This window comes from Vineibacter terrae (genome assembly GCF_008039615.1).
In the GTDB taxonomy this organism is placed as follows: Bacteria; Pseudomonadota; Alphaproteobacteria; order Reyranellales; family Reyranellaceae; genus Vineibacter; species Vineibacter terrae.
Genome location: NZ_VDUZ01000073.1, coordinates 1 through 23284, shown reverse-complemented (window position 1 = coordinate 23284; position 23284 = coordinate 1). Strand labels below are relative to the sequence as shown.

The following is a 23284-nucleotide window of genomic DNA, read 5'->3' as shown; positions in this document are numbered from 1 at the left end:
CCTAGTCCCGCAGCAGCTCGTTGATCGAGGTCTTGGAGCGGGTGCGCTCGTCGACCGTCTTGACGATCACGGCGCAGTAGGTCGACGGCCGGTTCGGCCCGCCAGGCAGGTTGCCGGGCACCACGACCGAGTAGGCCGGCACCCGGCCGACATGGATCTGGCCGCTGGCGCGATCGACGATCTTGGTCGTGGCGCTGATGAAGACGCCCATCGCCAGCACCGCGCCGGTCTCGACGATCACGCCCTCGACCACCTCGGAGCGGGCGCCGATGAAGCAGTTGTCCTCGATGATCACCGGGTTGGCCTGCAGCGGCTCCAGCACGCCGCCGATGCCGACGCCGCCCGACAGGTGGCAGTCCTTGCCGATCTGGGCGCAGGAGCCCACCGTCGCCCAGGTGTCGACCATGGTGCCCGAGCCGACATAGGCGCCGAGGTTCACGAAGCTCGGCATCAGCACGACGTTGGGCGCCACGTAGGAGCCGCGGCGCACCACCGCGCCGGGCACGGCGCGGAAGCCCGCCTTGGCGAACCGGGCAGCATCCCAGCCCGAGGTCTTCAGCGGCACCTTGTCGTACCACGGCGCCGCGCCGATGCCCGGGAACACCGCGCCGCCATCCATGGGCACGCTGTCGTACAGCCGGAACGACAGCAGCACCGCCTTCTTCAGCCACTGGTTCACGACCCACTCGCCGCCGACCTTCTCGGCGGTGCGATACGTGCCATCGTCGAGGCCGGCGATGGCGGCCTCGACGGCGTCGCGCACCTCGCCCTTGGTCTTGCTGTTGATGCCGTCGCGATTGTCCCAGGCGGTCTCGACGGCTTGCCTCAGCTCAGCGGCACTCATGATCTCTCCTTTTCGAAGACGGCGGACCATAGCGGGCGCGCCCGATCCGTCAACCGCGCCCCACGGCCCATCACTGCTTCCTTGCCGGCAACGGATGGCCCGGCATCAGCGCGTATGGATGCTCCCACCCCGGCAAGGCCTTGATGTCGTCGAGCCAGCGGCGGATCGCAGGATAGGGCGCCATGTCGATGCCGATCTCGTCGGGCCAGTAGAGGTAGCCGCACATCGACAGGTCGGCGATGGTCGGCCGCTCGCCGATCGCGAACGGCTGCTTCGCCAGCTGGGCCTCCAGCACGCCGAAGGCGGCTTTGACGCGCTGCTCGAAGAAGGCAAGCACAGCCGGATCGACATTGGTGCCCCAGTTGCGCAGGAAGCGGTAGGTGGCGGTGTAGCTGGTGAGCTTGTGGTTGTCGAAGAACAGCCACCGCAGCGTCTCGCGCCGCTCGATCGCGCTTTGCGGCGCGAACTTGCCCAGGCTCGAAGCCAGGTAGTCGAGGATCACGCCCGACTGCGTCAGCCGCACGTCGCGATGCTCCAGCATCGGCACCTCGCCCATCACGTTGACGGCGCGGTATTCGGGCGTGCGCGTCTCGCCGCCGAAATAGTCGACGAAGCGCGGCGTCCAATCGGTGCCGCAGAGGTTGAGCATCAGGGCCACCTTGTAGGCGTTGCCGGATTGCGCGAAGCACCACAGCGTGTAGTCGGCCATTGCTCTGCCTCCCTGTCGGGGCCCTGAAAGCAACGAAGGCCGCCCGGAGCGGGCGGCCTTCGCAGATCGTGCGTCGCGCGGCGACGCTCAATGCGCGTCGGCCCAGACCTTGCGTTTCACCGCGTACATCAGGCCGGCGAAGATCAGCATGAACAGGATCACGCGCACGCCGGTGCGCTTGCGGTCCTCCATCTTCGGCTCGGCCGCCCAGGCAAGGAAGGTCACCACGTCCCGCGCCATGGTGGGCAAGTCGTTCTTGGTGCCGTCGATGTAGGTGACGGCGCCATCGGCCAGCGGCGGCGCCATGCCGATCTTGTAGCCCTGCTCGCCGGGGTGGAAGTACTTGTTGAAGTGCTTGCCGTCCTCGAGCTTGTAGTCCTTGGCGAGGCCGAAGGCGGCCTTCTCCTGGTCGGAGAGCTTGTCGAACTCGACATAGCCCTGCAGCAGCGAGAAGACGTAGCGCGCGCCGTCGGGCCGGGCCTTGACGATCAGGCTCAGGTCGGGCGGTGCCGCCCCGCCGTTGGCGGCCGCGGCCGCGGCCTCGTTGGGGAACGGCTTCCTGAAGTGGTCGGACGGCTTGCCCGGCCGCTCGATCTGCTCGCCCTTGTCGTTGACGTCCTGGACCGTCACGTCGGCGGCGATGCCCTTCACCGCCGCCTCGCTGAGGCCGAGGTCCATCAGGTTGCGGTAGGACAGCAGCGACATCGAGTGGCAGGCCGCGCAGACATCCTTGTAGATCTGGAAGCCGCGCTGGGCGGCGGCGCGATCGTAGGTGCCGAACGGCCCCTCGAACGAGAACTTGGCCGGCAGCAGCGCCGGACCGTGGCCACCCTCGGCCAGGGCCGGGGCGATGGCCGCCGGCGCAGCGAGCAACGGCAGGAGAAAGGCGCCGGTGGCGATCAACTTGCGCATCGTGCGATCCCCCTTACCTGGCCATAGCCGGCTTGAGCACTGATTCGGCGATGCTGGCGGGTAAGGGCAGCGGCCGTTCGATCTTGCCGAGGATCGGCAACAGGATCAGGAAGTGAAAGAAGTAGTAGAACGTGCAGAGCCGCCCGATCCACAGCAGCGGGATGTGCATGGACCCGATCGCCAGCTCCGCGTCGGCAGCGTTGCCGCCGACCCAGCCCAGCACCAGCGCGTTGAGCACGAACACCCAGAAGAACCACTTGTAGATCGGCCGGAACCGCGACGAGCGCACCCGCGCGGTGTCGAGCCACGGCAGCAGGAACAGCACGCCGATCGAGCCGAACATCGCGATCACGCCGCCCAGCTTGTCGGGAATGCTGCGCAGGATGGCGTAGAACGGCAGAAAGTACCACTCCGGCACGATGTGCGCCGGCGTCTGCAGCGGGTTGGCCGGGATGTAGTTGTCCGGCTCGCCGAAGAAGTCCGGCGCGAAGAAGACGAACGCGGCATAGATCATCAGGAAGATCACGACCGCGAAGCCGTCCTTGGTGACGTAGTACGGGCTGAACGGCAGCGTGTCCTGCGGACCCTTGGGGTCGATGCCGATCGGGTTGTTGGAGCCGGCGACATGCATGGCTGCGATGTGCAGCACGACGACGCCGACGATCACGAACGGCAGCAGGTAGTGCAGCGAGAAGAAGCGGTTCAGCGTCGGGTTGTCGACCGAGAAGCCGCCCCACAGGAACGTCACGATGTCCTGGCCGAACACCGGGATGGCCGAGAACAGGTTGGTGATGACGGTGGCGCCCCAGAAGCTCATCTGGCCCCAGGGCAGCACGTAGCCCATGAAGGCCGTGGCCATCATCAAGAGCAGGATCACGACGCCCAGGATCCACAGCAGCTCGCGCGGATTCTTGTAGGAGCCGTAGTACATGCCGCGGAAGATGTGGATGAAGACGGCGATGAAGAAGAACGACGCGCCGTTCATGTGCATGTAGCGGATCAGCCAGCCCTGCGGCACGTCGCGCATGATGCGCTCGACCGAGTTGAAGGCGTAGCTCACATGCGGCGTGTAGTTCATCGCCAGCACGATGCCGGTGGCGATCATGGTGATCAGCATCACCATCGCGATGCCGCCGAAGCTCCACCAGTAATTGAAGTTCCGCGGCGTCGGGAAGACACCGTACTCATGATGCATGAAGGTGAAGATCGGCAGCCGCTTGTCGATCCACCTGATGACCGCGTTGTTGTAAGCCGGCGGCACGCCTTGCGTCGAGGCCATGACTCTGCTCCCCTCCGGCCCGCTCAGCCGATCTTGACGGTGGTGTCGTTCGCGAAGTCGTAGGTCGGCACCTCGAGGTTCTTCGGTGCCGGCCCCTTCCTGATGCGACCGGACGTATCGTAGTGCGAACCGTGGCAGGGGCAGAACCAGCCGTGGTAGTCGCCGCGGGGCTCGCCCTGGGCCGTGCCCAGCGGAATGCAGCCCAGATGGGTGCAGACCCCGACCAGGATCAGCCACTCGTCCTTGCCCTTGTGGACGCGGGAGACGTCGTCCTGCGGGTCGGGCAGCGTGTGCCAGTCGACGTCGCGGGCCTCCTTGATCTCCTCCGCCGTGCGGCGGCGGATGAAGACCGGCTTGCCGCGCCAGCTCACCTTGATGGCCTGGCCGACCTCGATGCCGTTGAGGCCGACCTCGACCGACGCCAGCGCCAGCACGTCGGCGGCCGGGTTCATGTTGTTGATCAGCGGCCACGCCACCGCTGCAGCCCCCACCGCACCGGTGGCACCGGCCGCAATGAACAGGAAATCACGCCGGGTCACACCATCGCCGTGCCCGGCGCCGCCTGGCATCGTCGCCGGATTGCTGGTTGTCGCCATCAGTACTTGTCCCCACTCGCGGACGGGCGAACCGCCCGGAAAAAGCGGCCGTAATGAAGCGGAAAGCCCCTCAGGGTTCAAGGATTTGTTACCCGCACCTGATCGGCGTTCCGCAGCGCACATGCGGCAGGATGACGCACAAACGTGCACACATCGCCACGCACATCCACGCCGGCGCATCACAGCGCCGCCTTGAGGGCTTTAGACCACCTCTGCCATGGCCGCCAAGCGGTCGTGATGTCGCTGACGCCGGTTTCGCGACTCGCCGGCCGCTGGTAGACGGCTGGCCATGAACCTTGCCCTCTATCAGCCGGACATCGCGCCCAATGTCGGCGCCATGCTGCGGCTGGCTGCTTGCCTGGGCGTGGCGGTCGATCTGATCGAGCCGTGCGGCTTTCCGGTCGACGACCGCCGCCTGCGCCGCGCCGGCATGGACTACATCGACCATGTGCGCCTCGTGCGGCACAGCTCCTGGGAGGCGTTCCAGCGCGACCGCGGCGCCGGGCGCCTGATCCTGCTCACGACCGGCGGCGACCACGTCTTCCCGCAGGTCGCGTTCCGGCGCGACGACACGCTGCTGGTCGGCCGCGAGAGCGCCGGCGCGCCGGCCGATGTGCATGCCGCCGCCGATTTGCGGCTGCGCCTGCCGATGCGCCCGGGCTTGCGCTCGCTCAATGTCACCCTGGCCGCAGCGATGGTATTGAGCGAGGCGTTGCGACAGACCGACGGATACGCTGCCCTGACATGACCGCCCCCACCGACAGCCACGAGCGCCGCCCGGCGCCGTCCCCATCCCCGCTCGACGCCGATATCGAGGCGCGCAAGCAGGCAGCGCGCGCCTGGTTCGAGTCGCTGCGCGATCGCATCTGCGCCGCCTTCGAGACCCTGGAGGACGAGCTGGCCGGCACCCATCGCGAGCTGCCGCCCGGGCGCTTCGAGCGCACGGCATGGCAGCGCGGCAGCGCGCACGGCGAAGGCGAAAGCGATCGCGGCGGCGGCGTGATGTCGGTGATGCGCGGCCGTGTCTTCGAGAAGGTCGGCGTCAACGTGTCGACGGTCCATGGCGAGTTCTCGCCCGAATTCCGCCAGCAGATCCCCGGCGCGGCGCAGGATCCCCGCTTCTGGACGTCGGGCATCTCGCTGATCGCCCATATGCGCTCGCCGCGCGTGCCGGCGGTGCACATGAACACGCGCTTCGTGGTCACCACCCGGGCCTGGTTCGGCGGCGGCGCCGACCTCACGCCGATGGTCGCGGACGACGCCGACACGGCCACCTTCCATGCTGCGCTGCAGGGCGCCTGCGACCGCTTCGATCCGGCCTACTACCCGCGCTTCAAGGCCTGGTGCGACGAGTACTTCTTCCTGCCGCATCGCGGCGAGCCCCGCGGCGTGGGCGGCATCTTCTACGATTACCTCGACAGCGGCGACCGCGACCGCGATTTCGGCTTCACGCGCGCCGTTGGCGAAGCCTTCCTCGACGTCTACCCCAGGCTGGTGCGCCGCCACCGCGACGAGCCGTGGACCGAGGCCGAGCGCGACCACCAGCTGCGCCGGCGCGGCCGCTACGTCGAGTTCAACCTGCTGCACGACCGCGGCACGCGCTTCGGGCTCATGACCGGCGGCAACGTGGAGGCGATCCTCACCTCCATGCCGCCCGAGGTCAGGTGGTAGGCCCGTCTTTACCCTCTGCATCGCCGCCGCTACAGTGCGCCAGCAGTTCCTGCGTGGGAGGCATAGATGAGCTGGACACGGCGCGCGCTGACGGCGGCCCTGATCGCCACGACTGTCGTCGCGGGAAGCGCGGCCCTGGCGGCTGACGATCCGGCGAAGCCCGAAAGGCATCCGATCGAGCCGTTCGTCGGCACCTATGCCGGCACCGGCGTCTCCGAGCTGGTCGGCGGCAAGCAGTCGAAGGTGACGCAGCGCGACTACGACGTCGAGATCGTCAAGGACGGCGACAACTTCAAGGTGCTTTGGTCCAGCATCGACTTCCGCGTCAACGACGGCCAGACCAACCCCAAGGCGCAGGGCCAGACCGTGGTGTTCCAGCCGACGGTGAACGGCAAGCTGTTCAAGGGGCCGGAAGCCGACCTCATGCAGGGCCAGACCCAGTACTGGGCCGGCATCGACGGCAACAGCCTCACGGTCTATTCGGTGACCATCAGCGAGTCCGGCGGCTACATCCTCAACGCCTGGACGCGCACCCTGCAGGGCAAGAACCTGCTGCTGGCGTTCCGCAGCACGGTCGATGGCAACATCCGCCGCACCGCGACCGGCCAGCTGGCGAAGAAGCAGTAGCCGATCGGCCATGCCGCTCACGGACGGCCCGCCGGATCGGCGGGCCGTCGCCGTCTGGCGGTCAACCAGCCGCACAGCCACGGCAGCACGAGCTGCGCCAGCAGCAGCAGGGGCCAGGGCGCACCCTCCAGCACGGCATAGCGGTCGAGGATCGCCTCCAGGCTCTCGCCATAGGTGATGCGGCCGTAGACGGCGTCCAGCAGCGCCGTCGTCACCGACCACAGCCCCCCGGCCAGCAAGGCTGCCGCCTGCCATGCCGGGCCGGCCGTGCGGCGGGCGTGGATCACCGCCATCAGCATGACATAGGGCAACGGCAGCAGCGCCTTGTACCAGGCGGCATCGCGCGGCCCGATCGCCGTGGCGATCAGCGTATCGCCGATCGTGTGGTTGGCCAGCAGCAGCGCTGCCGTCGCCAGCCACAGCACCAGCGCCAGCCCGGGCCGGATCATGCGCCCTCCCCCGCCTCGATGCGACGGCGCAGCTCGGCCAGGCAGGCGGCGCGATCGGGCGCGAAATCACGGTCGATCCACCAGCCCTCGAGGGCCGCGACCAGCGCGCCGACGCGGCGGCCCGCCGGCACGCCGGCCTTCAGCACGTCGCCGCCCGACACCGGCAGCTCCGGCGCGGTCCATGTCGTGGCCAGGCGATAGGCCTGCATCCAGGCCGGCAGGCCGGCGTCCGAGGCGCGCATCAGCCGATCGACATAGAGCGCATTGCCCAGCTGGTAGACCTGCCGGCGGACCGCGGCCGCGCCATGCCCGACGTCGATGACGGGCTCGGCGCTCAGCATCACGGTGAGCCGCAGGGATTCCTGCGTCGACAAGCGCAGGCGCTTGCCGATCATCGTCGCGTCGCCCGCCGGTCCGATGATCGCCGCCAGGCGCCGCAGACCGTCGGCAACCGAGACCGCCCGCTCGTTGGCGACGACGCGGCGCAGCAGATCGGTGCCGCCGTGCTCGGGCAGCCAATGGCTGAACAGGCCGATCGCCGCCATGGCCTCGATCGTGGCTGCCGGATCGTCGGCCGCGAGCAGCTTCAGCAGCTCCTTGCGCACACGCTCGGCCGACAGGCTGCGCAGCTTGCCGGCCGCGGCGCGACAGGCGGCGAAGCCGTCGGCGTCGAACGGCGCGCGTCCATACCAGGCGTGGAAGCGGAAGAACCGCAGGGTGCGCAGCACGTCCTCGTCGATGCGGGTGGCGGCGTCGCCGACGAAGCGCACCCGCCCCGCCACCAGATCGTCGCGGCCGCTGAAGAAGTCCCACAGGTCGCCTGATGCGTCGCAGAACATGGCGTTGAACGTGAAATCGCGCCGCGCCGCGTCGGCCCGCCAATCATCCGTGAAGGCGACGATGGCGTGCCGCCCGTCGGTCTCCACGTCGCGGCGCAGGGTCGTGATCTCGTAGGGCCGCCCGCCCGACACGGCGGTGATCGTGCCGTGCTTGATCCCGGTCGGGATCACCTTCAGATGCGCCGCCGTCAGCGCCCGCATGGCCGCCTCGGGCGGGTGGTCGATGGCGAGGTCGATGTCGACGACATCCTTGCCGAGCAGCGCATCGCGCACGCAGCCGCCGACGAAGCGCACGCCGATGCCGTCGCGCGCCAGCGCGTCGAGCACGCGTCGGGTGCGGGGGTCGCTCATCCACGGCTGGACGGCGAGGCGGCCTGTGGGCGGCATGGCGGTCTCAGCCTTCCCCCGGAGGGGCGGAGCCATCGCATGCCGCGCAACGCTGCGCGGCCGCCCCCGCCGTCATCCCGAGCGCAGCGAGGGATCTCCCGCGAATGGCGCACTGTGCGTCTTGCCGCAGGAGATCCCTCGCTGCGCTCGGGATGACGGAGACGGCGTTGCAGCCCAGCAGCCCGCCCTTGCGGTCGTCGGTGAAGTACATGGCCATGATGCCGACGATCGCCAGCAGCAGGCCGGCGATCAGCAGGTTCGTCCAGGGCAGGTCCTGCCAGGCCGGCAGGGTGCCCTGCAGCTTGCGCTCGCGCTTGATCGCCGATGCCCAGGCCCACAGGAAGAACAAGGCGACCGGCCCGCCCAGGGCGAGGACCAGGATCAGCGCGGCGCGCATGGCAGCCTCACTCCGGCAGGCCGGACAGAATCCGCCACAGGTTCTTGATCATGCCCGCGGTGGCGCCCCACACGTAGCGCTCGCCGTAGGGCATGGCGTAGTAGCGCCGCTCGCGGCCCTGCCAGGTCCGCGAATGAATGTGGTGGTTGGCCGGATCGAGGAAGAAGTCCAGCGGCACCTCGAAGATGTCGGCGACCTCGCGCGGGTCGGGCTTCAGCTCGAACCGGGGCTGCACGAAGCCGACCACCGGCGTGATCAGGAAACCCGAGCCGGTGACGTAGTTGTCCATCAGGCCGACGATATCCACGAGGTTGCGGCCGACCCCGATCTCCTCCTCGGTCTCGCGCAGCGCGGTGGCGATGAGGTCGGGATCGCCGACACGCCGGCCGCCACCGGGGAAGGCGATCTGGCCGGCATGGCTGGGCATGTCGGCCGTGCGCTGCGTCAGCAGCACGGTGAGGCCCGAGGCGCGATCGACCAGCGGCACCAGGACGGCGGCCGGCCGCAGGTCGGCGGGCGGCCGGTCGGCGCCGTTGAGCGCAAAATCACTACCGACATAAGCCGGCGGCACCAGCTGGCCGGCGGCGATCGCCGCATTGCGGGCCAGGAGCTTCGTGCGCACCTCGTCACGTGTCATCGTCATGCCTTCGCCTGATTTCCCGGCTCCCATGATTGGGAAACCCGCGTAATCGTCATTTGATGGGTGGCGTGTCGTTTGCAATCTTGTAAGCAGGCTGACGAGCAGGCCGTGGCGCCCGAGCCGCGAGGATCACCAGGATGACCCGCCTTGGCGCCCGCCCAGAACCACGGAGCTTTCGCGTGCAAACCGACCTCCCGCCCCCATTCACCGATGCCGCTGCCGATCCCGAAGCCGTGCTGCGGGACATCGAGGCGCTGGGCGGCAAGCTGCGTGCCGTCCGCGACAGCGTCGGCAAGGTCATTTATGGCCAAAGAGACGTTATCGATCAAACACTTATCTCGCTGCTGTCGGGCGGACACCTGCTGCTGGTCGGCCTGCCGGGCCTGGCCAAGACCAAGCTGGTCGAGACCCTGGGCATCGTCCTGGGGCTGGATGCACGACGCGTGCAATTCACGCCTGACCTGATGCCGGCCGACATCCTGGGATCGGAAGTGCTGGAGGAGGATGCCGCCGGCCGCCGCGCCTTCCGGTTCATCCCGGGCCCGGTGTTCACCCAGCTGCTGATGGCCGACGAGATCAACCGCGCCAGCCCGCGCACCCAGTCGGCGCTGCTGCAGTCCATGCAGGAATATCACGTTTCCGTGGGCGGCAAGCGTCACGACCTGCCGCGCCCCTTCCACGTGCTGGCGACCCAGAACCCCCTGGAGCAGGAGGGCACCTACCCCCTGCCCGAGGCGCAGCTCGACCGCTTCCTGCTGCAGGTCGATGTCGGCTATCCCGACGAGGCCGCCGAGCGCGAGATGATGATCGTCACCACCGGCTCCCGCCAGCCGCAGGCCGAGCGGGTGCTGACCGCGGCCGACCTGCAGGCGGCGCAGGCGCTGATCCGCCGCGTGCCGATCGGCGACAAGGTGGTCGATGCGATCCTCACCCTGGTGCGCGCCGGCCGCCCCGACAGCACCGACGTCGAGGACATCAAGAAGCATGTGGCCTGGGGCCCGGGTCCGCGCGCCAGCCAGGCGCTGATGCTGGCGTCGCGTGCCCGTGCCGTGCTGCAGGGCCGGCTGGCGCCTTCGGTCGACGACATCGTCGCCCTGGCCGGCCCGGTGCTGCGCCACCGCATGGCCACGAATTTTGCGGCGCGCGCCGAGGGCGTCACCGTCGACAGCGTCATTGCCAAGCTGTGCACCAAGCTGGCGTAAGGCCCGGAGCGCGGAGTCCGCGACAGCACCATGGTTGTTACCCCCACGCTGACCGATGCTGCCCGCCTTGCATCGGCATTGCCGCCATTGCTGGTGGCAGCCCAGCGCGTGGCCACGACCGTCATGCAGGGCGTGCATGGACGGCGCCGCGTTGGGCAAGGCGATGCGTTCTGGCAGTTCCGTCAGTACCGGCCGGGTGATGCCATCAACCGCATCGACTGGCGCCAGACCGCCAAAAGCCGCGCCGTCTATGTCCGCGAGACCGAATGGGAAGCCGCGGCCAGCGTCTGGCTGTGGCGCGACGGCTCGCCGTCGATGGATTTCAGCTCGGGCCGCAGCGTGCCGACGAAGAAGATGCGGGCCGAGGTCATGCTGCTGGCGCTGGCCACGCTGCTGGTCGATGCCGGCGAGCGGGTGGCCCTGCTGGGCGGCGGCGACCGCCCGGCCTCGGGCCGCGGCGTGCCGCGCCGGCTGGTGAACGCGCTGACCGAAAGTGCCGTGCTGGGCGCCAATGCCAGCGTGCCACCCCAGGTCCCGCTGCCGGCTCACGGGCATGTGGTGCTCATCGGTGACCTGCTCGATCCGCTGGAGTCGCTGGAGGCCGTCGTGCGCCACTATGCCGCGCATGGCGTGCATGGCCACCTCCTGCAGGTGCTCGACCCGGCGGAAGAGGATCTGCCGTATGATGGCCACGTGAAATTCTCCGGCCTGGAGCACGAGGGCGACCACACCATCCGGAAGGTCGAAGCCGTCCGCGACGCCTATCACGCGCGCCTGGTGGCGCAGAAGGAAGGCCTGGCCCGCATCGCCCAGTCGGTCGGCTGGACCTGGCGGGCGCACCGTACCGACCGGCCGCCCGAGACCGCCCTGCTGTCGCTGTACATGGCGATGGCCGACACGGGGAGGCGGTGATGGGCCGGGAAGGAACATTGCGTTTCCTCCCCACGCAGTGGGGAGGTGCCCCGAAGGGGCGGAGGGGAGCTGACGTGGTCCTGGTAACAATGACCACGTCGGCTCCCCCTCCGGCCTTCGGCCACCTCCCCCACTGCGTGGGGGAGGGGGTCTTGCCATGCTGAGCCTGGGCGCTCTGGCGTTTGCCACGCCGTGGATGCTGTCGCTGCTGGTGGCGCTGCCGGTGATCTACTGGCTGCTGCGCCTGCTGCCGCCGGCGCCCAAGCTGGTGCGCTTTCCCGCGATCCGCCTGCTGCTGGGGCTGGAGCCGCCGGAGCGCACGCCGGTGCGCATCCCGCTGTGGCTGCTGCTGCTGCGCCTGCTGCTGGTGACCCTGCTGATCGTGGCGCTGGCCCGGCCGCTGCTGAACCCGGCGGCGGAGCTGGGCGGACAAGGGCCGCTGGTGCTGCTGATCGACGACGGCTGGGCCTCGGCGCCGAACTGGAGCGTGATGCAGCGCCACGCCGAGCGGCTGACCGAGCGCGCCGAGCGGGCCAACCGGCCGGTGGCGATCCAGTCGACGGCGCCGGCGGCGCTGGACGACGTGCAGCCCAAGCACGGGCTGCTGCGTCCCGAGGAGGCGCGCGCCGCCATCCGGGCGCTCAAGCCCAAGCCCTGGCCGACCGATCGCGCCGCCGCTGTCGCGGCGCTGCAGAAGCTGAACCTGCCCACGCCGGCGCATGTGGTGTGGCTGAGCGACGGCCTGGACAGCAAGGACCTGCAGGCGGCGGCGGAGCGGGCGCTGAAGCTGGGCTCGCTCGAGGTCATCCGACCGGAATCGTCGCGCATCGCGCTTACCCTGCTGCAGCCGGAAGCCGGCGGCCGCGAGCTGAAGGTCAAGGCCTTGCGTGCCGCGGGCGACGGCCCGCGCCGCATCGCCGTGCAGGGCTCGGACGACCGCGGCGCCATCGTGGCCCGCACCATGCTCGACTTCGCGCCCACCGCCACCGAGGCGGCGGCGACCATCGACACCCCCACCGAGCTGCGCAACCGCATCGCGCGGCTGGACATCGAAGGCCAGTCGAGCGCCGGCGCCGCCGTGCTGCTCGACGAGCGCTTCCGCCGCCGGCCGGTGGGCATCATGGGCGAAAGCCAGACCGCCAGCGGCCAGCCGCTGCTGCAGGAGGTGTTCTTCCTCGAGCGGGCGCTGGAGCCCTACGCCGCGATCACCATCGGCGACCGCACCGCCCTGCTGGGCCAGCGCATGGCGATCATCCTGGTGCCCGACAACGCATCGCCGGGGTCCGACGATCGCGCCGCCCTGAACGATTGGATCGAGAAGGGCGGCATCCTGGTGCGCTTCGCCGGGCCGCGCCTGGCCGCCAGCGAGGATGAGCTGGTGCCGGTCAAGCTGCGCCAGGGTGACCGCGCGCTGGGCGGCGCCATGAGCTGGGGCCAGCCCGCCGCCCTGGCCGAGTTCCCGGCCACCAGTCCGTTCGCCGGCCTGACCATTCCCCCTGACGTGCGCATCCAGCAGCAGGTGCTGGCCGAGCCCGGCCCCGATGTCGGCGACAAGACCTGGGCGCGGCTCACCGACGGCACGCCGCTGGTGACCGGCGAGAAGCGCGGCCAGGGCTACCTGGTGCTGATCCACACGACCGCCAACACCGGCTGGAGCAACCTCGCGCTCTCGGGCCTGTTCGTCGACATGCTGCAGCGCCTGGTGCAGCTCAGCCGCGGCGTCGCCGGCGAGGGCACGGCGCAGCAGCTCAAGCCGTGGCGGGCATTGGACGGCTTCGGCAAGCTGGGGGCGCCGCCGCTGGGCACCCTGCCCCTGCCGCCGGATGCGATGCAGACCTTCCGGCCGCGGCCCGTGACCCCACCCGGCCTCTACGGCGACCAGTCGGCGCAGGTGGCGTTCAACCTCGGCGGCCGCGTCGACCCACCCGCCGTGCTCGGCAGCCTGCCCAGCGGCGTCGCGACCGATCGCCTGTCCGAGGAAGGCGAGACCGACCTCAGCCGCTGGTTCCTGGCGGCCGCGCTGATCCTGCTGCTGCTCGATTTCGTGATCGCGCTGCTGCTGCGCGGCCTGCTGCCCCTGCCGGGGCGACGGCTGGGACGCGCTGCGGGCGCGATCGTGATCGCCGTCGGCCTGGCCATCGCCGTCTCGCCCGGCGACGTGCAGGCGCAGCAGCCGCAGCCCAAGGCGCCGCCGACGCAGCAGCGGCCACAGCAACAGCCGCCGTCGCCGCCGCCCGCGGCCACGCCCACCCAGCCCAAGCCGGGCGACGACGCGCTCCTGCGCGCCACGCTGGAGACCCGGCTGGCCTATGTCATCACCGGCAACCGCGAGGTCGACGAGGTCAGCCGCGCCGGCCTCGAAGGCCTGGGCGAGATCCTGCGCGCCCGCACCTCGGTCGAGCCCGGCGACCCGATCGGCGTCGACCTCGAGAAGGACGATTTGCGGCTCTATCCGTTCGTCTACTGGCCGATCACGCCCGACCAGCCGGCGCCGTCGGTGGCGGCCGCGGCCAACATCGACCGCCATATGAAGTCGGGCGGCATCCTGTTCCTCGACACCCGTGACCAGCACATCACCCTGGGCCGCGGCGGCACCAATGCCGACCTCAAGCGCCTGCTGCGCACCGTCGACGTGCCGCCGCTGGTCGCCATGCCGCAGGACCACGTGCTGAGCAAATCGTTCTACCTGCTGTCCGACATGCCGGGACGCTGGGCCGGCGGCCGCCTGTGGATCGAGGCCGGCAACGGCCGCATCAATGACGGCGTGGCCGCCATCATCGTCGGCGCCAACGACTATGCCGGCGCCTGGGCCATGGAGTCGGCCGGGCGCGGCATGTTCCCGGTGGCGCCCGGCGGTGAGAACCAGCGCGAGATGGCGTTCCGCTTCGGCGTCAACCTGGTGATGTATGCCCTCACCGGCAACTACAAGGACGACGCCGTTCATCTCAACGACATCATGCAGAGGCTGCGGCGATGACCTCCAGCGCTGCCAGCATCGCCTTCGATCCGCTGCTGCCGTGGGAAGTGCTGCTTCTCTTCGGCGTGATCGGCATCGCCATCGGCATCGCCGGCCTGGCCCGGCGCGCGACGGGCGTGCTCTGGCGCATCGCCGCCGTCGCCGTCGTGCTGGCGGCGCTGGCCAACCCGTCGCTGGTCGAGGAGGTGCGCCGCGGCATCGACGATGTCGCCCTGATCGTGGTCGACGACAGCGACAGCCAGTCGATCAACGATCGCCGCGCCCAGATCACCGCCGCCCGCGAAGCCCTGCGCAAGCGCCTGGGCACGCTGGAAGGGCTGGAGGTGCGCGAGGTGGTGCTGCCGCCCAACAGCCTGAAGCTGGGCAGCGAAAGCCTGGGCGGCACGCGCCTGATCGGCACCCTGCGCAACGCCCTGGTCGACATCCCGCGCGAGCGGCTCGCCGGCGTGATCCTGCTCACCGACGGGCAGGTGCACGACGTGCCCAACCCGATTCCGCCCGAGCTGGCCACGGCCCCCACGCATGTGCTGCTGAGCGGCCGCAAGAACGAGGCGGACCGCCTGCTGGTGCTGGAGCAGACGCCGAAATTCGGCGTCGTGGGCAAGAGCGTCACCGCCAAGTTCCGGGTCGAGGACTCGGCCCCCGATGCCAAGGGCCCGGCGCCGGTCAGCATCACCGTCGGCAGCGATCCGCCGCTGCGGTTGAACGCCCCGATCGGCCGCACCATCGAGGTCGAGATCCCCGTGGCCAACGGCGGCGCCAATGTCGTGCAGGTCGAGGTTGCCGCCGGCACGCACGAGCTCACGATGGAGAACAACCGGGCGCTGTTCGTCGTCAACGGCGTGCGCGACCGGCTGCGGGTGCTGCTTGTCTCGGGCGAGCCCTATCCCGGCGAGCGTGCCTGGCGCAACCTGCTCAAGGGTGACCCGGCGGTCGACCTGGTGCACTTTACCATCCTGCGCACGCCCTCGAAGGACGATTTCACGCCCACCCGCGAGCTGTCGCTGATCCAGTTCCCGATGCGCGAGCTGTTCGACCTGAAGCTCAAGGAATTCGACCTGATCGTGTTCGACCGCTACGAGACCGGCTCGATCATCACGCGCGAGTATTTCGGCAACATCGCCAACTATGTGCGCGGCGGCGGCGCGCTGCTGCTGTCGGTGGGACCGGTCTACGCCACGCAGCGCTCGATCTACCGCACGCCGCTGGGCGCCGTGCTGCCGGCGCCGCCGACCGGCGACGTGATCGAGCGCGGCTTCAAGCCCAAGCCCACGACGCTGGGCGACCGCCATCCCGTGACCGCGGAGCTGCCGCAGGCCGGCAATCCGGCGCCGATCGACGCACCCGCCGACGTGCAGCGTCAGGAGCCGAGCTGGGGCCGCTGGTTCCGCATGGTGCCGGCGCGGGCGGAAAAGGGCGTCACCGTACTGGCCGGCGCCGACGACAAGCCGCTGGTGGTGCTCGACCGCGTCGGCGAGGGCCGCGTGGCGCAGATCCTGTCGGATCACCTGTGGCTGTGGAACCGCGGCATCGAGGGCGGCGGACCGCAGGCCGAGCTGGTGCGCCGCATCGCGCACTGGCTGATGAAGGAGCCCGACCTGGAGGAAGAGGCGCTGCGCGCCGACGCCCATGGCGGGCGTATCGACATCAAGCGTCAGACCTTGGCCGACACGTTCTCGCCGGTGGAGATGACCGCGCCGGACGGCTCGCGCCGCACCATCACGCTGAACCCGCTGGCGCCGGGGCGGGCCATCGCCACCATCCAGGTCGACAAGCCCGGCCTCTACAAATTCGACGACGGCAAGCTCAAGACGGTGGCCGCGGTCGGCAATCCCGACCCGCTGGAGTTCTCCGACGTGCGCGCCACCGCCAGCAAGCTCAAGCCGCTGGCCGATGCCTCGGGCGGCGGCATGATCTGGCTGTCCGACGTGCCTGATCCCGACGTGCGCCGCGTCTCGGCCAACCGCATCGCCCACGGCGATTCCTGGATCGGGCTGCGCCGCAACGAGAGCTACGCCGTCACCGGCGTCAACCGCTACCCGCTGCTGCCCGGCCTGGTCGTCGCGCTCGCCTTCCTGCTGGGCATCGGGCTCGCCTGGTTCCGTGAGGGCAAGTAGTAGGCGGCACCGGCGGCGAAATGGCCCTGCGCAGTTCCAGGAATTGTTTTTGATAGTCCTGACAAGCAGTTGCGCCGATTCCAATAATTTGCGGCGTTTGCGCGGTTTCGTGCTTCCATGCCGGCGTCGCCGTGTCCCGGAGGGGCCTGCGATGCAGCTTGAAGGATTGATACCATCATGGCCGCGCATGAGCGCCGCGCGCTTGCAATGCGGACGAGCACCTCCCCCCGCTTGCGCCATGGCGTGGGCACTTCGGACGCGAAGCACGCTTCTGTCATCCTGAGCGAAGCGAAGGATCTTTTGGACCGTCGTTTCGCTCGAGCAGGACTTATCGGCGCACGTGTTCGAAGCTGACGCCCGTGCGGTTCGGCGGCCCGAAAGATCCTTCGCTTCGCTCAGGATGACAGCGAGGTTGGCCCCCAATGCCATACGTGATCACCTTGCGGCTGGAGAGGACGTTGCTTGCGTCAGCAACAGCGTTTGGGCCTTTGCGGCGGCCCGCGCCCGCATGGGCCCGGCGGCGGCCTTGCCCCGTGTCGTGGGGGAGACGAAACGCCCGTTGGCCCCGGCGGCGGGAACGCTTGCTACATCGTGCTATTATAGGGTGCGCGCCCGCGGCCGACAATCGGAACGAAAACAGGCGATCGCACGGGGCCTTTGTGAGCCCTGTCATCCCGAGCGCAGCGAGGGATGACATTGTGCGCGGTGGGCTGATCATGCCCGGGGTGGTCGTATCCACGAGGGATGACGGCATGCGTGTGCGGCGGGATGACACCGCGCGGGCCATTTACAACGGCCGCGGAACGAATTAGAGAACCACTCAATGTCCATCGTGGCCACCAAAGCAACCACCCGCAAAACGACCCGCCTGTGCGGGGCGTCGTCGGGTGTGCGCGTGGCCTGAGCCGCAAGCACCGGACAGAGGCCCCGCCGATGCGCGGGGCAGCCTTTCCAGGAAGACAAGCCAGCTCCCGCGCCTCCGCACACACAGGAGACGCAGTGTCATGAGCTATCGCTTTTCCGCATCCAACCCACCGCATGTCGGCATCGTCGGCGCGACCGGCCTGGTCGGCGAGATGATGCGATCCCTCCTCGCCGAGCGCGCCTTCCCGCTGGCCTCGCTGCGCCTGTTCGCCTCGGCGCGATCGGCGGGTAGCCGGCTGCGCTGGCAGGACCGGGACATCACGGTCGAGGACGCCGCCACGGCCGACTATGCCGGCCTCGATATCGTCTTCTTCTCCGCCGGCGGCGCGACCTCGCTGCAGCTCGCGCCCCGCGTCGCGGCGGCAGGCGCCATCGTGATCGACAATTCGTCGGCCTGGCGCAGCGATCCGGACGTGCCGCTGGTGGTGGCCGAGGTCAACCCGCACGCGCTGGCGTCGATTCCCAAGGGCCTCGTCGCCAACCCCAACTGCACCACGATGGCGGCCATGCCGGTCCTGAAGCCCCTGCATGCGGCGGCCGGATTGAAGCGGCTGGTGACCAGCACCTACCAGGCGGTGTCGGGCGCCGGCGTCGCCGGCATCCGCGAGCTGGATGCGCAGGTGCGCAGCGCCGTCGATGCCGGCAAGGCGCTGTCGCGCGATGGTGGCGCCGTGGCCTTCGCGCCGCCGGCGAAGTGGGCGGTGCCGATCGCCTGCAATGTCGTGCCCCTCAACTACCGGATCGTCGAGGACGGCTACACCGAGGAAGAGATCAAGCTGCGGGACGAAAGCCGCAAGATCCTGGAGATCCCCGGGCTGCCGGTCTGCGGCACCTGCGTGCGCGTGCCCGTCTACACCGGGCACTCGCTGTCCATCAACGCCGAGTTCGAACGCGATCTGCCGGTGGCCGACGCGCTGGCAATCCTTGGCCGGGCGCCCGGGGTGATGCTGGAAGATGTGCCCAACCCGCTGGCCGCGACCGGCCAGGATCCGGTCTTCGTGGGCCGCGTGCGCCGCGACCCGACGGTGCAGCACGGGCTGGCCCTCTTCGTGGCCAGCGACAACCTGCGCAAGGGCGCGGCGCTGAACGCCGTGCAGATCGCCGAAGCGCTGTGCCACGCCGGCGCCGGGCGCGTCGCCGTCGCGGCGGAGTAGGCGTTCGACCGGCGTCATTCCGAGCGTAGCGCGGCCAACCGTCATCCCGAGCGCAGCGAGGGATCTCCTGCGATGGACGCATGGTGCGCCATGCGCGGGAGATCCCTCGCTGACGCTCGGGATGACAATGCTGCCGCTCAGCCCTGCTCCAGGCGGAACGGGCGGTTGGCGACCGTGAGCAGGGCTGCCATGCCGGCGCGCACGGACCGCGTGCGCTTGCGCCGACGCTCAAGCGCGAACAGCAGGAAGGAGCGACCGGTGACCTCATAGACCTCGCCGAAGGCGTGCGGCGACTGGCGGATCAGCGTCGGCACGTTGGTGTCGATCAGGCTCTGCCAGCTGTCGCCCTCGGGAACGTTCGGCAGGGTGAAATTCACCACGTCGTGATAGGCATTGAGGATCAGCAGCAGCGTGGTGTCGGCGCCGCGGCGCTTGATGCCGCTGGGCTGGGCACGGCCGTCGAGGACGAGGCCCAGGCACTTGGCGTTGGCATCCTGCCATTGCTCGGGCGTCATCTCGGCGCCGGCCGGCGACAGCCAGGTCACGTCCCGGACATCCAGCTCCTCGTTGTACTCGCCCACGAGGAAGCGCCCGCGATGCAGGATCGGGTAGGCCTTGCGCAGGGCGATCAGCTTGCGCGTGAAATCGACCAGGTCGCGCCCTTCATGGGGCTGGCTTTGCCAGTCGATCCAGTTCACCGCGTTGTCCTGGCAATAGGCGTTGTTGTTGCCGCCCTGGCTGCGGCCGAACTCGTCGCCCGCCAGCAGCATCGGCGTGCCGTGCGACAGCAGCAGCGTCGCCAGCAGGTTGCGCTTGGTACGCTCGCGCAGCGCCCTGATGTTGGGATCGTCCGTCGGCCCTTCGTGACCGTGGTTCCACGAGTGATTGTTGTCGTGGCCGTCGCGGTTGTCCTCGCCGTTGGCCTCGTTGTGCTTGGCGTCGTAGGAGACGAGGTCGTGCAGCGTGAAGCCGTCATGGGCGGTGATGAAGTTGACGGAGGCCCATGGCTTGCGGCCGCGGCGATTGAAGAGGTCGCCCGAGCCCGTCAGGCGGGTCGCCAGCTCGGGCAGCATGCCGTCGTCCCCCTTCCAGTAGGCGCGCACCGTGTCGCGGAACTTGTCGTTCCATTCAGCCCAGCCCGGTGGAAAGCGGCCGACCTGGTAGCCGCCCGGTCCGATGTCCCAGGGTTCGGCGATCAGCTTGGCCTGCGAGAGGATCGGATCCTGGCGGCAGCTGTCGAGGAAGCCGCCGCCCTCGTCGAAGCCATAGGGCTCGCGCGCCAGGATGGTGGCGAGATCGAAGCGGAAGCCGTCGACCCGCATCTCGGTGGCCCAGTAGCGCAGGCTGTCGGCCACCATCTGCAGCACGCGGGGATGGCTCAGATTGACCGTGTTACCGGTGCCGGTGTCGTTGATGTAGAAGCGCTTCTTGTCGGGCAGCAGGCGATAGTAGCTGGCGTTGTCGATGCCCTTGAACGAGAGGGTCGGTCCGAGCTCGTTGCCTTCCGCGGTGTGATTGTAGACGACGTCGAGGATCACCTCGATGCCGGCCGCATGGAACTGGTTCACCGCCTCCTTGAGCTCGCTGACGAAGGGCGTGCTGAGGTAGCGCGGGTCGGGCGCGAAGAAGCCGATCGAATTGTAGCCCCAGTAGTTGCGCAGCCCCTTCTTGAGAAGATAGTCGTCGTCGACGAAGGCATGGATCGGCAGCAGCTCCACCGCCGTGATGCCCAGCGATTTCAGATGCGCAATGACATGCGGGTCAGCGAGCCCGGCGAACGTGCCGCGCCGGTCCTCCGGGATGAACGGGTGCAGCTTCGTGAAGCCGCGCACATGCATCTCGTAGATGATCGTCTGCTCCCACGACACCGCGCGTCGCGCCGCCGTCCCCCAGGTGAACGCAGGATCAATCACGCGGCATTTCGGCACGAAGGGCGCGCTGTCGCGATCGTCGAAGGACAGGTCCTTGTCGGGCGAATCGAGCTTATAGCCGAACAGCTCCGGCCGCCAAGCGAGGCTGCCCACGAGCTGCTTGGCATAAGGATCGATCAGCAGTTTGTTGGCGTTGAAGCGATGGCCCGCATCAGGTTCGTACAGGCCATGCACCCGGTAGCCGTAGGTCGTGCCCGGCCGTGCGGCCGCGAGGTAGCCGTGCCAGACCTCGTCTGTGTATTCCGGCAGCTCGATGCGCTCGAGCTCCGTGGTGCCGGCGGCATCGAACAGGCACAGCTCCACCTTGGTCGCATTGGCGGAGAACAGGGTGAAGTTGACGCCCAGCCCGTCCCACGTCGCGCCCAGGGGGAACGGCGCTCCCTCCCGCAAGCTCGCACGCAGCGAAGACACGTTTGACCCGCTCATCGTTCCCCCCACGATCGAAAGCCTCCAGCAGGCGTCGCCGTCCCGGCGGACGACGCGCGTCACCGCCGGATGGCTGCGTTCCTGTCGAAGCCGCTACGATTTTCGGGTCTTGCCACCCGCCTTGCCGTCAGGACGGCGCGGCGCCTTACGGCCTCGGGAGACAGTATCCGGATGAGTCTGCTGCGGGCTGGCCGAGCCGGTGGCCTGCGCCTCAGGAGGCTGCCGCGGATGGCCCAGGCCATCCGAGGCCGCCTCGGCCGCATTGATCTCGCGGCTGGCGCGTTCCCAGTGCTGGGCCTCCTGCCCCGCGGGACGCCCCTCCTGCTCCCAGAGCTGGTGCGCGCGTTCCCGGATTTTTTCTTCCCGCGTCGGCATGACCACCTCTCGAACGCCTGAGGCGTTACAACGCCGAGCAATGCCCGGCAGTTCCATCAGCAAGGCATCGATGTGCGCCCGCGCGGGTGGCTGTCACATGTTTGCCTCGCAACGTCCGTCTCATCCGGTTCGTTTTCTCTCCACACATGTCGGATGGAGGAGGTCATGAGACCGGTTCGAATGTCGCTGATTCTGCTGCCGGCGCTGCTGGCTGGCGTTCTTGCGGGCTGCACGGTCCGCACCGAGAGCACAGAACGCGTCGCGTATGTGCCTGCAGCGACACCAGCGCGCACGGTCGTCTATTCGACCCCCGGATACTACTATTATCCGAGCACCACCACCTACTACAGCTATCCCAACCGCACCTACTACAGCAGCTACTAGGTGAAACCTGACGTAGCCGCCACCCGTCCCTGCTGTCATTCCAATCAGGCATGACAGCAGGGACAGCACTGGGCGGCAATCGCATACGCACCCCCAAAACCGCCAACCGCCTGTGTCTTTTTGATGTCGGTGCAACAAGGAGCGCCCGGCAGACGTTGCCACACCGTCATGCGTCCTCCCCTCTCGAAGAACCAAGCCAAGACAATGGCGCCGCGGCGCGCGGTCCGGCGTCCTCGCGCAGGAGCACACGATGGAATCGTCTTTCGGGGATTCGTCATCCGGAGATTCGCTATCCGGCGGCATCATCACCATCAGGCTCGTGGGCACGGACTACGTCGCTGCAATCAACGGCCAGGAGCTCGTCTGCGGCGACATCGATACGGCCGTAGCCGCCGTGGAAAGGCTGCTGGCGCCCGAACACGGGCCGGCGCGCCGCCAGGGAATGGTCGCCCTACGCTTGCCATTGGCAGTGAGCTGTGTCAGCCGTGCGACCGGACGCTGACAGCGGCGCAAATCCGCCGAGCGCTGGATTCCGGCCATGACGTCCGACTGTCCACCCTGTGCCTACTGCCGTGAGCAAACCGTCTTCGCGACAAGCGAGCCGCATCCGGCACTGAAGCGGGGGTGGGAGATGTTGACCTTCACCTGCCCAACATGCGGGCGAAAAAGCTACCGCAGCAAAGCGCCCGCGGAGCGCGGCGATCTCAGCGCCGACATCGACGCTGCCTCTCCGTCGTCCTTGCGTCACTGATATTTGACACCAACGCCCATGGCGCACAGCCGCCCGGCGTCAGGCGAAAGGCCTACAGTTCCTCGAGAGGCTGGCTTGAATCGTGCAAGCAGCCTGGTCACGGCTTGCCGAACGTCGCGATGCGATCGACGTTGCAGACGAACAGCACCCGCTTCTCGTCGATGGCGGGATCGCGCAACCCGTAGGGCGGCGGGTTGCCGGTGTACTTGGTCCAGATCTTGTCGAGCTGCCGGGTCACGCGCTCGCCGCCCGCCTCCCATTCGCGCTCCTCATGGTCGACGGCGCATTTGAGCTGGACCCAGTGATAGGGATTGTCGGGGTTGACGATCAGGATCGTGAACTGCGGGTTCTTGCGGATCCAGCCGCATTTCGGGCGATGCGACGCCGTGTTCACCAGCACGTGGTCGCCTTCGTAGTCGAACCACATCGGCGTCAGGCCGATCCGGCCGTCCGGCCCCACCAGGCCGAGGGTGACGGTGATCGGGCGATCGAGCAGCGCCTTGTAGATCGGATCGAGCCCCGACAGGCTGTCGATCTTGACCCGCTCGCCGACCGCGAACTGGCCTTCCTGCAAGCCGTTGGCGACGTCGCGAAATTTCGCGACGGTGATGCTGCGCGCCATGTTTCCTCCTCCCGGCCGGTTCGACCTGCCGTTCGGCGGATCGTGGCACGGCCGGCGCCGCAGGGACAAGGCGTGCGCCGAAAGCGCGCTGATTTCGGTCGGGCCGCGCCGCTCCAGCGGCGCTCTTCCTACCGGAATGCAAGAGCGCCGCTGGAGCGG

At 68.8% G+C, this 23284-nt stretch carries 22 protein-coding genes; 10 read left to right on the top strand and 12 right to left on the bottom strand.

Going from position 1 to position 23284, the window contains the following annotated elements:
* Position 1 precedes the first annotated feature (1 nt).
* The 5 genes from dapD to petA all read right to left on the bottom strand — a co-directional run bounded on the left by dapD (position 2) and on the right by petA (position 4340).
* Positions 2 to 844: a 2,3,4,5-tetrahydropyridine-2,6-dicarboxylate N-succinyltransferase gene (gene dapD / locus FHP25_RS37795; RefSeq protein ID WP_147852179.1), complete on the bottom strand. Its 843-nt coding sequence runs from the start codon at positions 842 to 844 to the stop codon at positions 2 to 4.
* A gap of 70 nt (positions 845 to 914) precedes the next feature.
* On the bottom strand, positions 915 to 1553 hold the full coding sequence (locus FHP25_RS37790) for a glutathione S-transferase family protein (protein ID WP_147852178.1): 639 nt from the start codon (positions 1551 to 1553) through the stop codon (positions 915 to 917).
* An 87-nt stretch (positions 1554 to 1640) separates the two neighbouring features.
* Positions 1641 to 2465 (bottom strand): cytochrome c1, encoded by an 825-nt coding sequence (locus FHP25_RS37785; RefSeq protein ID WP_147852177.1) that lies wholly within the window; start codon positions 2463 to 2465, stop codon positions 1641 to 1643.
* Positions 2466 to 2478: 13 nt separating this feature from the next.
* Complete coding sequence (locus tag FHP25_RS37780; protein ID WP_147852176.1) at positions 2479 to 3744, bottom strand: cytochrome b; 1266 nt, start codon at positions 3742 to 3744, stop codon at positions 2479 to 2481.
* Between the two features lie 23 nt (positions 3745 to 3767).
* On the bottom strand, positions 3768 to 4340 hold the full coding sequence (gene petA, locus FHP25_RS37775) for a ubiquinol-cytochrome c reductase iron-sulfur subunit (protein ID WP_147852175.1): 573 nt from the start codon (positions 4338 to 4340) through the stop codon (positions 3768 to 3770).
* A 289-nt stretch (positions 4341 to 4629) separates the two neighbouring features.
* Between petA and FHP25_RS37770 the strand changes: the two genes are divergently transcribed.
* The 3 genes from FHP25_RS37770 (at position 4630) to FHP25_RS37760 (ending at position 6638) form a co-directional block, all read left to right on the top strand.
* The gene (locus FHP25_RS37770; protein ID WP_147852174.1) at positions 4630 to 5088 is read left to right on the top strand and encodes a tRNA (cytidine(34)-2'-O)-methyltransferase; all 459 of its coding nucleotides are present in this window, start codon (positions 4630 to 4632) and stop codon (positions 5086 to 5088) included.
* Positions 5085 to 6011 (top strand): oxygen-dependent coproporphyrinogen oxidase, encoded by a 927-nt coding sequence (gene hemF, locus FHP25_RS37765; RefSeq protein WP_147852173.1) that lies wholly within the window; start codon positions 5085 to 5087, stop codon positions 6009 to 6011. Before FHP25_RS37770 ends, hemF begins: the two co-directional genes overlap by 4 nt.
* Before the next feature lie 66 nt (positions 6012 to 6077).
* Positions 6078 to 6638 carry a hypothetical protein gene (locus FHP25_RS37760; RefSeq protein WP_147852172.1) on the top strand — a complete coding sequence of 187 codons (561 nt, stop codon included), beginning with the start codon at positions 6078 to 6080 and terminating at the stop codon, positions 6636 to 6638.
* 17 nt (positions 6639 to 6655) lie between these two features.
* On the opposite strand, the gene FHP25_RS37755 is transcribed toward FHP25_RS37760, so the two are convergent.
* The 4 genes from FHP25_RS37755 to FHP25_RS37740 are packed head-to-tail and all read right to left on the bottom strand — an operon-like array spanning position 6656 to position 9353.
* On the bottom strand, positions 6656 to 7087 hold the full coding sequence (locus FHP25_RS37755) for a hypothetical protein (protein ID WP_147852171.1): 432 nt from the start codon (positions 7085 to 7087) through the stop codon (positions 6656 to 6658).
* Positions 7084 to 8313: a CCA tRNA nucleotidyltransferase gene (locus FHP25_RS37750; protein WP_147852170.1), complete on the bottom strand. Its 1230-nt coding sequence runs from the start codon at positions 8311 to 8313 to the stop codon at positions 7084 to 7086. The genes FHP25_RS37755 and FHP25_RS37750 overlap by 4 nt, the downstream gene beginning before the upstream one ends.
* 7 nt (positions 8314 to 8320) lie before the next feature.
* Positions 8321 to 8710, bottom strand: coding sequence for a hypothetical protein (locus FHP25_RS37745; RefSeq protein WP_147852169.1), 390 nt, complete (start codon positions 8708 to 8710; stop codon positions 8321 to 8323).
* Positions 8711 to 8717: 7 nt separating this feature from the next.
* On the bottom strand, positions 8718 to 9353 hold the full coding sequence (locus tag FHP25_RS37740) for a CoA pyrophosphatase (RefSeq protein ID WP_147852168.1): 636 nt from the start codon (positions 9351 to 9353) through the stop codon (positions 8718 to 8720).
* A 176-nt stretch (positions 9354 to 9529) separates the two neighbouring features.
* Between FHP25_RS37740 and FHP25_RS37735 the strand changes: the two genes are divergently transcribed.
* From FHP25_RS37735 to FHP25_RS37715, 5 genes are all read left to right on the top strand, one after another.
* Positions 9530 to 10552, top strand: coding sequence for an AAA family ATPase (locus tag FHP25_RS37735; protein WP_231712622.1), 1023 nt, complete (start codon positions 9530 to 9532; stop codon positions 10550 to 10552).
* 30 nt (positions 10553 to 10582) lie between these two features.
* The gene (locus FHP25_RS37730) at positions 10583 to 11464 is read left to right on the top strand and encodes a DUF58 domain-containing protein (RefSeq protein ID WP_147852166.1); all 882 of its coding nucleotides are present in this window, start codon (positions 10583 to 10585) and stop codon (positions 11462 to 11464) included.
* 157 nt (positions 11465 to 11621) lie between these two features.
* Positions 11622 to 14441, top strand: a complete 2820-nt coding sequence (locus tag FHP25_RS37725; protein ID WP_147852165.1) for a DUF4159 domain-containing protein — start codon at positions 11622 to 11624, stop codon at positions 14439 to 14441.
* On the top strand, positions 14438 to 16558 hold the full coding sequence (locus FHP25_RS37720) for a hypothetical protein (protein WP_147852164.1): 2121 nt from the start codon (positions 14438 to 14440) through the stop codon (positions 16556 to 16558). Before FHP25_RS37725 ends, FHP25_RS37720 begins: the two co-directional genes overlap by 4 nt.
* A 1004-nt stretch (positions 16559 to 17562) precedes the next feature.
* Positions 17563 to 18636 carry an aspartate-semialdehyde dehydrogenase gene (locus FHP25_RS37715; protein WP_147852163.1) on the top strand — a complete coding sequence of 358 codons (1074 nt, stop codon included), beginning with the start codon at positions 17563 to 17565 and terminating at the stop codon, positions 18634 to 18636.
* Between the two features lie 137 nt (positions 18637 to 18773).
* Here FHP25_RS37715 and glgX read toward each other — a convergent pair whose 3' ends face one another.
* Together glgX and FHP25_RS37705 are read right to left on the bottom strand one after the other, a co-directional pair.
* Positions 18774 to 20978: a glycogen debranching protein GlgX gene (glgX, locus tag FHP25_RS37710; protein WP_408068569.1), complete on the bottom strand. Its 2205-nt coding sequence runs from the start codon at positions 20976 to 20978 to the stop codon at positions 18774 to 18776.
* 108 nt (positions 20979 to 21086) lie between these two features.
* Positions 21087 to 21368 (bottom strand): DUF2934 domain-containing protein, encoded by a 282-nt coding sequence (locus FHP25_RS37705; RefSeq protein WP_147852192.1) that lies wholly within the window; start codon positions 21366 to 21368, stop codon positions 21087 to 21089.
* A gap of 165 nt (positions 21369 to 21533) precedes the next feature.
* Between FHP25_RS37705 and FHP25_RS37700 the strand changes: the two genes are divergently transcribed.
* Positions 21534 to 21752 carry a hypothetical protein gene (locus FHP25_RS37700; protein WP_147852161.1) on the top strand — a complete coding sequence of 73 codons (219 nt, stop codon included), beginning with the start codon at positions 21534 to 21536 and terminating at the stop codon, positions 21750 to 21752.
* Between the two features lie 250 nt (positions 21753 to 22002).
* Positions 22003 to 22254 carry a hypothetical protein gene (locus FHP25_RS37695; protein ID WP_147852160.1) on the top strand — a complete coding sequence of 84 codons (252 nt, stop codon included), beginning with the start codon at positions 22003 to 22005 and terminating at the stop codon, positions 22252 to 22254.
* Positions 22255 to 22600: 346 nt separating this feature from the next.
* Here FHP25_RS37695 and FHP25_RS37690 read toward each other — a convergent pair whose 3' ends face one another.
* Positions 22601 to 23125: a pyridoxamine 5'-phosphate oxidase family protein gene (locus FHP25_RS37690; protein WP_147852159.1), complete on the bottom strand. Its 525-nt coding sequence runs from the start codon at positions 23123 to 23125 to the stop codon at positions 22601 to 22603.
* Positions 23126 to 23284 lie beyond the last annotated feature (159 nt).